Origin of the sequence: Enterobacter sp. J49 (genome assembly GCF_002148625.1) — a bacterium.
Lineage (GTDB): Bacteria > Pseudomonadota > Gammaproteobacteria > Enterobacterales > Enterobacteriaceae > Enterobacter > Enterobacter ludwigii.
Map to the genome: position 1 here is coordinate 20,598 of NZ_MWPY01000036.1, position 8,559 is coordinate 29,156.

Annotated in this window: 8 protein-coding genes, 2 pseudogenes and 1 riboswitch; of the genes and pseudogenes, 6 read left to right on the top strand and 4 right to left on the bottom strand. The window is 55.1% G+C overall.

Translation table 11 applies throughout. The features are described 5' to 3' along the window. Positions 1–77: 77 nt before the first annotated feature. A riboswitch (TPP riboswitch) is annotated at positions 78–187 on the bottom strand. 98 nt (positions 188–285) lie between these two features. Continuing rightward, positions 286–783, bottom strand: coding sequence for an Rsd/AlgQ family anti-sigma factor (locus BJP35_RS18300; RefSeq protein WP_044857197.1), 498 nt, complete (start codon positions 781–783; stop codon positions 286–288). A 95-nt stretch (positions 784–878) separates the two neighbouring features. On the opposite strand from BJP35_RS18300, the pseudogene nudC reads away from it, so the two are divergent. After that, a pseudogene (gene nudC / locus BJP35_RS18305) lies at positions 879–1,631 on the top strand (NAD(+) diphosphatase); the annotation flags it as partial. On the opposite strand, the pseudogene BJP35_RS24860 reads toward nudC, so the two are convergent. Next, positions 1,600–1,689, bottom strand: a pseudogene (locus BJP35_RS24860) (hypothetical protein); the annotation flags it as partial. The pseudogenes nudC and BJP35_RS24860 sit on opposite strands and share 32 nt — an antisense overlap. A gap of 1 nt (position 1,690) precedes the next feature. Here BJP35_RS24860 and hemE point away from each other — a divergent pair. The 5 genes from hemE to BJP35_RS18330 all read left to right on the top strand — a co-directional run bounded on the left by hemE (position 1,691) and on the right by BJP35_RS18330 (position 5,231). Next, a complete protein-coding gene (gene hemE / locus BJP35_RS18310) occupies positions 1,691–2,755 on the top strand; it encodes a uroporphyrinogen decarboxylase (protein ID WP_020882986.1) in 1,065 nt (354 codons plus the stop codon). Positions 2,756–2,764: 9 nt separating this feature from the next. Further along, positions 2,765–3,433, top strand: a complete 669-nt coding sequence (gene nfi / locus BJP35_RS18315; RefSeq protein WP_025206412.1) for a deoxyribonuclease V — start codon at positions 2,765–2,767, stop codon at positions 3,431–3,433. Between the two features lie 44 nt (positions 3,434–3,477). After that, positions 3,478–4,068 carry a YjaG family protein gene (locus tag BJP35_RS18320; RefSeq protein WP_014168169.1) on the top strand — a complete coding sequence of 197 codons (591 nt, stop codon included), beginning with the start codon at positions 3,478–3,480 and terminating at the stop codon, positions 4,066–4,068. Positions 4,069–4,254: 186 nt separating this feature from the next. Beyond that, complete coding sequence (gene hupA / locus BJP35_RS18325; RefSeq protein ID WP_002445246.1) at positions 4,255–4,527, top strand: nucleoid-associated protein HU-alpha; 273 nt, start codon at positions 4,255–4,257, stop codon at positions 4,525–4,527. A gap of 11 nt (positions 4,528–4,538) precedes the next feature. Then, the gene (locus tag BJP35_RS18330) at positions 4,539–5,231 is read left to right on the top strand and encodes a DUF1481 domain-containing protein (protein WP_047742183.1); all 693 of its coding nucleotides are present in this window, start codon (positions 4,539–4,541) and stop codon (positions 5,229–5,231) included. Between the two features lie 43 nt (positions 5,232–5,274). Here the strand turns inward: BJP35_RS18330 and purD are convergent, their stop codons facing one another. Together purD and purH are read right to left on the bottom strand one after the other, a co-directional pair. Beyond that, complete coding sequence (purD, locus tag BJP35_RS18335) at positions 5,275–6,567, bottom strand: phosphoribosylamine--glycine ligase (RefSeq protein ID WP_047742181.1); 1,293 nt, start codon at positions 6,565–6,567, stop codon at positions 5,275–5,277. A gap of 15 nt (positions 6,568–6,582) precedes the next feature. Next, entirely contained in the window at positions 6,583–8,172 is a 1,590-nt protein-coding gene (gene purH, locus BJP35_RS18340) for a bifunctional phosphoribosylaminoimidazolecarboxamide formyltransferase/IMP cyclohydrolase (RefSeq protein ID WP_044857198.1), read from the bottom strand. Positions 8,173–8,559 lie beyond the last annotated feature (387 nt).

The following is an 8,559-nucleotide window of genomic DNA, read 5'->3' on the forward strand; positions in this document are numbered from 1 at the left end:
GCTCATTCCAAAAGTGAAGGACGTGGCTTGTCAGACGACGGATGAAGCAAGAGGAGATCGCCCGGGGGCGATACTACAGCAGTTTTACTCTTGTTCCCTTCGCAGGTATTAGCCTGATCAGGTTCCGCGGATCCCGAATTAACGGTCTCAGCCCGTGCTTTCACACTGGGCACTCCGACAAGAAATTTACACGCCATCGTTCACGCTATCGCATGAATGATTTCGTGTAATACCCCCTCCTGAGAGGGGAGAATGTTTGTAAACTACTCGTTAACGATTAAGAACTCAAGCAGGCCGCGCGATGTTATCTTCGTTGCTGGCCTTAGAATCGTTATCCAGTACGAGGGCGATCAGCTTATCCTCCAGCGAGAATCGCTCTTCCAGCGCTTCGCCGAGATCGGACAGCGCCCGTTGAAACTCAAGGTAGTTGTCGTGATCGATGGCGTTCTCGAGGGTGGAATCGTAGTAATTCATGATCTGCTGGGTATTGGCTTCCAGCAGCGGGTAGAGTTTGGATGCCGTTAAATACGGGCTAGTGCCTTCCATTTCGCGGATAATGCGTTCATAAATATTGAAATGGCCGTCGGACAGGTAGTCGACCAGGCTCTGACAAAAATCATCCAGCGCTTTTTCATTCAGCCGCATAAACGATTCTTTGCCAGGCTTAATACCGACCAGATTGTAATAAGCCACGAGTAGATGCTTGCGCACATGTAGCCAGCGATCCACCAGTTTGTTACTTCCTCTAACGCGCTCAGTCAGGCTTTCTAGCTGGTTTAACATGTTCGACTCCGCAAGGTTTAGAATTAATTCTGCTTATCCAAAATGTAACCACAATGCTAACAACATGTCAGTGAAGCGAAGGTAGTGCAATAGATATGGATCGTATTATTGAAAAATCAGATCTGGGTTGGTGGATTGTCAGTCACGAACAAAAATTATGGCTGCCCGGTGGGGAAATACCCCATGGCACTGCCGATCGTTTCGATCTCGTTGGTCAGCCTGCGCTGAAGATCGGCGAGTGGCAAGGGGAGCCGGTGTGGTTGATCCAGCAGCCTCGCCGCCAGGACATGGGATCCGTTCGTCAGGTGCTGGATCTTGATGTGGGCCTGTTCCAGCTGGCAGGCCGTGGCGTGCAGCTGGCCGAGTTTTACCGATCGCATAAATACTGCGGCTACTGCGGGCATACCATGCACCCGAGCAAAACCGAGTGGGCCATGCTCTGCAGCCACTGCCGTGAACGCTATTATCCGCAGATTGCGCCGTGCATTATCGTCGCTATCCGGCGTGACGATTCCATTCTGCTGGCGCAACATACCCGCCATCGCAACGGCATTCATACTGTTCTTGCCGGGTTCGTTGAAGTGGGCGAAACGCTGGAGCAGGCGGTGGCGCGTGAAGTGATGGAAGAGAGCGGGATCCGGGTGAAGAACCTGCGTTACGTAACGTCTCAGCCGTGGCCGTTCCCGCAGTCGCTGATGACGGCGTTTATGGCCGAATACGATAGCGGTGAGATTGTTATCGACCAGAAAGAGCTGCTGGACGCGAACTGGTACCGTTATGACGATTTGCCACTGTTACCCCCGCCGGGAACGGTAGCCCGTCGGCTGATAGAAGATACCGTGGCAATGTGTCGGGCCGAGTATGAGTAGTGTTACACTCACGGACTGACGCAATAAGGAACTGCAAAATGACCGAACTGAAGAACGATCGTTATCTGCGTGCGCTGCTGCGCCAGCCCGTTGATGTCACCCCGGTGTGGATGATGCGCCAGGCGGGGCGCTATCTGCCAGAGTACAAAGCCACGCGTGCGCAGGCGGGTGATTTTATGTCGCTGTGCAAAAATGCCGAGCTGGCCTGCGAAGTGACGCTCCAGCCGCTGCGACGCTACCCGCTGGATGCCGCTATTCTCTTTTCGGACATTCTGACCATTCCGGATGCCATGGGCCTTGGGCTCTATTTCGAAACCGGTGAAGGTCCGCGTTTCACCTCCCCGATCAAAAGCAAAGCCGACGTTGATAAGCTGCCAGTACCGGATCCTGAGCAGGAGCTGGGGTACGTGATGAACGCCGTGCGCACAATTCGCCGTGAACTGAAAGGCGAAGTGCCGCTGATTGGCTTCTCAGGTAGCCCGTGGACGCTGGCGACCTATATGGTGGAAGGTGGCAGCAGCAAAGCCTTTACCGTCATTAAAAAGATGATGTACGCGGAGCCACAGGCGCTGCATACGCTGCTCGACAAGCTGGCGAAGAGCGTCACACTCTATCTTAACGCGCAGATTAAAGCAGGCGCGCAGTCGGTGATGATTTTCGATACCTGGGGCGGCGTGCTGACCGGGCGCGATTACCAGCAGTTCTCGCTGTATTACATGCATAAAATCGTCGATGGCCTGCTGCGTGAAAACGAAGGTCGCCGGGTGCCGGTGACGCTGTTCACCAAAGGCGGTGGGCAGTGGCTGGAAGCCATGGCCGCAACCGGCTGTGACGCGCTGGGTCTCGACTGGACAACCGATATTGCCGATGCGCGCCGTCGCGTGGGTGACAAAGTGGCGCTGCAGGGCAACATGGACCCGTCTATGCTCTATGCTCAGCCTGCCCGTATTGAGGAAGAGGTGGCCTCCATTCTTGCTGGTTTCGGCCAGGGCGAAGGACACGTGTTCAACCTCGGGCACGGTATTCATCAGGATGTACCGCCAGAACACGCTGGCGCGTTTGTGGAGGCGGTGCACCGACTTTCTGCACATTATCATCAGTAAGGAGTGGTTATGGATCTCGCGTCATTACGCGCTCAACAGATAGAACTGGCCTCATCCGTGATCCGTGAGGATCGTCTGGACACAGACCCGCCGCAGTACATTGGCGGAGCAGATGTGGGGTTTGAGCAGGGAGGTGAAGTGACGCGGGCGGCAATGGTGCTGCTGAAGTATCCCTCGCTGGAACTGGTGGAGTACAAGGTGGCGCGTATCGCCACCACCATGCCGTACATTCCTGGCTTTCTCTCATTCCGTGAATATCCCGCGCTGCTGGCAGCGTGGGAGCAACTCTCGCAAAAACCCGACCTGCTGTTTGTCGACGGCCATGGTATCTCTCATCCGCGCCGCTTAGGCGTCGCCAGCCACTTTGGGCTGCTGGTGGATGTCCCCACCATCGGTGTGGCTAAAAAACGCCTGTGCGGTGCGTTTGAGCCGCTCTCCGCCGAGCCAGGCGCGCTGGCACCTCTCATCGATAAGGGTGAGCAACTGGCGTGGGTCTGGCGCAGTAAAGCGCGTTGTAACCCCCTGTTTATCGCCACCGGGCATCGGGTGAGCACGGACAGTGCGCTGGCGTGGGTGCAGCGCTGCATGAAAGGGTATCGCTTACCGGAGCCCACCCGCTGGGCTGATGCGGTAGCGTCAGGGCGTCCGGCTTTTACGCGTTGGCAAGAAATTCAGTGATGATTCAGGTAAACTGCGGCTAATTTTCGATTCGAGACCTCATCATGCTACAAAACCCGATTCATCTGCGCCTTGAGAAGCTGGAAAGCTGGCAGCACGTGACTTTTATGGCTTGCCTGTGCGAGCGCATGTATCCCAACTATGCCGCGTTCTGCAAGCAGACAGGCTTTGGTGAAGGGCAGATTTATCGCCGCATCCTGGATTTAATCTGGGAGACGCTGACGGTCAAAGACGCTAAGGTGAATTTCGACTCTCAGCTTGAAAAGCTTGAAGAGGCGATCCCGGCGGCGGATGACTACGACCTGTATGGTGTCTATCCGGCCATTGATGCCTGCGTGGCATTAAGCGAGCTGATTCATTCCCGTCTGAGCGGTGAAACGCTGGAGCATGCTATCGAAGTCAGCAAGGCATCCATTACGACCGTCGCGATGCTGGAAATGACCCAGGAAGGTCGGGAAATGACCGACGAAGAGCTGCGAGTAAACCCCGCGGTTGAGCAGGAATGGGATATCCAGTGGGAGATTTTCCGCCTGCTGGCAGAGTGTGAAGAACGCGATATTGAGCTGATAAAAGGGCTCCGTGCGGACTTACGTGAGGCTGGTGAGAGCAATATTGGTATAATTTTTAACCAATGAGACAACAAAACTTGATATAACGCTCGTTTTGTCGCTCCTCGACTCTTCCCTTTCGCCCCTTGTCTGGTCTACATTTGGGGGGCGAAAAAAAGTGGCTATCGGTGCGTGTATGCAGGAGAGTGCTTTTTTGGCATTTTCGTCGCACTCGATGCTTAGCAAGCGATAAACACATTGAAAGGATAACTTATGAACAAGACTCAACTGATTGATGTAATTGCGGACAAGGCTGATCTGTCTAAAGTGCAGGCTAAAGCTGCTCTGGAATCTACCCTGGCTGCTATTACTGAGTCTCTGAAAGAAGGTGATGCTGTACAACTGGTTGGTTTCGGTACCTTCAAAGTGAACCACCGCGCTGAGCGTACTGGCCGCAACCCGCAGACCGGTAAAGAAATCAAAATCGCCGCAGCTAACGTGCCGGCATTTGTTTCTGGTAAAGCACTGAAAGACGCTGTTAAGTAAGACGCGTGGCAGTGAACAGTTTTAACGAAGGGGCGGCAACGCCCCTTTTGTCTGTCTGGCGTGGTTTTTTCGCGCTGGCGGGCGTGATGTTTCTGTCCGCCTGTAGCCACGACACCTCTCTGCCACCGTTTACCGCCAGCGGCTACGCTGACAACCAGGGTGCGGTGAGGATCTGGCGCAAAGATTCTGGCGGCGAAGTGCATCTGCTTTCTGCTTTCAGTCCGTGGCATAACGGCAATACGTCGACCGCGGAGTATCGCTGGCAGGGCGATGACCTGTCGCTGATAGAACTGAATGTCTACAGCAAGACCCCCGAACATGTGAAAGTGCGTTTTGATGACCATGGCGAGCTGAGCTTTATGCAGCGGGAAGTCAGCGGTCAAAAACAGCAGCTTTCCAGCGATCAAGTCGCACTCTATCGTTATCGTGCCGAACAAATCCGCCAGACCAGCGATGCGCTGCGTCAGGGACGCGTTGTGCTGCGCCAGGGGCGCTGGCATGCCGATGGCACGGTAACAACCTGCGAAGGGCAAACCGTTAAGCCTGAGCTTGAAGCCTGGGCAACCGAACATATTGAGCGCCGTCAGCGGCATTCATCAATGGAAGTGAGTGTGGCGTGGCTGGAAGCGCCGGAAGGTTCTCAACTGCTGCTGGTCGCGAACGAAGACTTCTGCACCTGGCAGCCGACAGAAAAGAGTTTTTGAGTGACGTCCCCTCTCCCTGACGGGAGAGGGGCTGGCTGAAGAATTACTCGCCCTGCTCACGCGCAATTGCGCGATAGCCGATATCCTGGCGGCTAAAGCTACCGTTCCAGTGAATATCTGCCATCAGCGCATAGGCACGCTTCTGTGCTTCTGCAACGGTGTGACCCAGCGCGGTCGCACACAGTACACGGCCGCCATTGGTCAGCACGCGATCGTCGTCAGACAGCTTCGTGCCGGCGTGGAATACCTTCGCGCCTTCTACTTCTTCCAGCGGTAAACCGTGAATCTCATCACCGGTATTGTAATTACCCGGATAACCCCCCGCAGCAATCACCACGCCCAGAGAAGCACGTTCATCCCACTCAGACGTTTTCTCATCCAGCTTACCTTCACAGGCGGCAAGACACAGTTCCACCAGGTCAGATTTCATGCGTAGCATGATTGGCTGCGTTTCCGGATCGCCGAAGCGGCAGTTGAACTCAATCACCTTCGGATTGCCCTGCTTGTCGATCATCAGGCCTGCATAGAGGAAACCGGTGTAAGTATTACCTTCGGCAGCCATGCCTTTGACGGTTGGCCAGATAATGCGGTCCATGGTGCGCTGATGCACTTCGTCAGTGACCACAGGGGCAGGGGAGTAGGCGCCCATACCGCCGGTGTTTGGACCGGTATCTGCATTGCCAACGCGTTTATGATCCTGGCTGGTGGCCATCGGCAGAACATGCTCGCCGTCGACCATCACGATAAAGCTCGCCTCTTCACCGTCAAGGAACTCTTCAATCACGATGCGATGGCCCGCATCGCCAAAGGCGTTGCCTGCAAGCATATCCTGAACCGCGGCTTCGGCTTCCTCGAGTGTCATCGCCACGATAACGCCTTTACCGGCGGCCAGACCGTCGGCTTTGATAACGATAGGCGCACCTTTTTCACGTAAGTAAGCCAGGGCTGGCTCTACTTCGGTGAAATTCTGATATTCCGCCGTCGGGATGTTATGACGTGCGAGGAAATCTTTGGTGAAGGCTTTCGAACCTTCCAGCTGTGCAGCCCCTTCCGTTGGGCCGAAGATTTGCAGGCCAGCAGCCCGGAAGGCGTCAACGACGCCAATCACCAGCGGCGCTTCCGGACCCACGATGGTCAGTTCGATTTTCTCCTGCTGAGCAAAGCTCAACAGGGCCGGGATATCGGTCACGCCGATAGCGACGTTCTGTAACGTGGGTTCCAGCGCAGTACCGGCATTACCCGGTGCCACAAAGACGGTTTTTACCTGCGGCGACTGGGCCGCTTTCCACGCCAGAGCGTGCTCGCGCCCGCCATTACCAATGACTAATACTTTCATTTTCTGCTCCGTGGATTAATGGCGGAAGTGACGCATGTCGGTGAAGATCATCGCAATGCCGTGTTCGTCAGCAGCGGCAATGACTTCGTCGTCACGGATTGAGCCGCCAGGCTGGATAACACAGGTAATGCCCACTGCCGCAGCAGCGTCGATACCGTCACGGAACGGGAAGAAGGCGTCAGAGGCCATTGCCGAGCCTTTCACTTCCAGACCTTCATCGGCCGCTTTGATACCGGCAATTTTCGCGGAGTAAACGCGGCTCATCTGGCCTGCGCCTATTCCGATGGTCATGTTCTCTTTTGCATAGACAATCGCGTTGGATTTCACGAACTTCGCAACCTTCCAGCAGAACAGCGCGTCACGCAGTTCCTGCTCGGTAGGCTGGCGTTTCGTCACGACGCGCAGATCGCCCGCGGTGACCATGCCCAGATCGCGATCCTGAACCAGCAGACCGCCGTTCACGCGTTTGAAGTCCAGACCCGGTACGCGCTCAGCCCACTGGCCGCACACCAGTACGCGCACGTTCTGTTTTGCCGCGGTGATTTTCAGGGCTTCGTCGGATGCAGAAGGAGCGATGATCACTTCGACAAACTGACGGGAGATGATGGCCTGTGCTGTGTCAGCGTCCAGCTCGCGGTTGAAGGCGATAATGCCGCCGAATGCGGAGGTAGGGTCGGTTTTATACGCGCGATCATAGGCGTCAAGAATGGAGGCGCTTACCGCTACGCCACATGGGTTCGCGTGCTTCACGATTACGCAGGCGGGTTCACTGAACGCTTTCACGCACTCGAGCGCTGCATCGGTGTCAGCGATGTTGTTATAGGAGAGTGCCTTGCCCTGAACCTGCTGTGCGGTCGCAACAGAGGCTTCTTTTACCTCTTCTTCTATATAGAAGGCAGCCTGCTGGTGGCTGTTCTCTCCGTAACGCATATCCTGCTTCTTAATGAAGTTCAGGTTCAGCGTACGCGGGAAGCGGCCGGAAGGTTCAGTGCTTTCGCCATGATAAGCAGGCACCAGGCTACCGAAGTAGTTGGCGATCATGCTGTCGTACGCGGCGGTGTGCTCGAATGCTTTGATGGCGAGGTCGAAACGCGTCTCCAGCGTCAGCGACCCTTCGTTGGCATCCATCTCATTAATAATGGTGTTGTAGTCGCTGCTCTTCACCACGATGGCAACATCTTTATGGTTCTTAGCCGCTGAGCGCACCATGGTTGGGCCGCCGATATCAATGTTTTCGACGGCGTCTTCCAGAGAGCAGCCTTCGCGGGCAACGGTCTGCGCGAACGGGTAGAGGTTAACGACGACCATGTCGATTGGCGCGATATCATGCTTTTCCATAATGCCGTCGTCCTGGCCGCGACGGCCAAGAATACCGCCGTGGACCTTCGGGTGCAGGGTCTTGACGCGTCCATCCATCATTTCCGGAAAACCGGTGTAATCGGACACTTCGGTTACCGGCAGACCTTTCTCTGCTAACAGGCGAGCGGTACCCCCTGTAGAAAGCAGCTCCACACCGCGTGCAGAAAGTGCCTGAGCGAATTCGACGATACCGGCTTTATCAGAAACACTGAGCAGAGCGCGGCGGACTGGACGACGTTGTTGCATGGTAAATCCCCTGGATTTCACGATTACAGAGAGCGTTAGATGAATTTTCCAGCGAAAAACTCATCTAACACACCTGACGAGGCATCCTTGTTAAGCGCGAGCATTTTAACGAAAACGTTTGCGCAACGCTCGCGAATTTTCACTTTTTCGTATCTCTGTGGATAAGTCTGTGCGTAAAAGGGTATAAGGCGGGGTTTTGCTGGGGAATGCAGCAGTCAGTCATTTTTCTGTCATTTAGCGGTTGCGGCCTGCAGAGAACTCCCTATAATGCGCCTCCATCGACACGGCAGATGTGAATCACTTCACAGTTAACCCGGTCGGTTGAAGAGAAAAAATCCTGAACTTCAGGGTTGACTCTGAAAGAGGAAAGCGTAATATACGCCACCT

Coding starts and splice junctions, on each gene's coding strand:
- BJP35_RS18300 (WP_044857197.1), bottom strand. CDS start 783: ATGTTAAACCAGCTAGAAAGCCTGACTGAGCGCGTTAGAGGAAGTAAC.
- hemE (WP_020882986.1), top strand. CDS start 1,691: ATGACCGAACTGAAGAACGATCGTTATCTGCGTGCGCTGCTGCGCCAG.
- nfi (WP_025206412.1), top strand. CDS start 2,765: ATGGATCTCGCGTCATTACGCGCTCAACAGATAGAACTGGCCTCATCC.
- BJP35_RS18320 (WP_014168169.1), top strand. CDS start 3,478: ATGCTACAAAACCCGATTCATCTGCGCCTTGAGAAGCTGGAAAGCTGG.
- hupA (WP_002445246.1), top strand. CDS start 4,255: ATGAACAAGACTCAACTGATTGATGTAATTGCGGACAAGGCTGATCTG.
- purD (WP_047742181.1), bottom strand. CDS start 6,567: ATGAAAGTATTAGTCATTGGTAATGGCGGGCGCGAGCACGCTCTGGCG.
- purH (WP_044857198.1), bottom strand. CDS start 8,172: ATGCAACAACGTCGTCCAGTCCGCCGCGCTCTGCTCAGTGTTTCTGAT.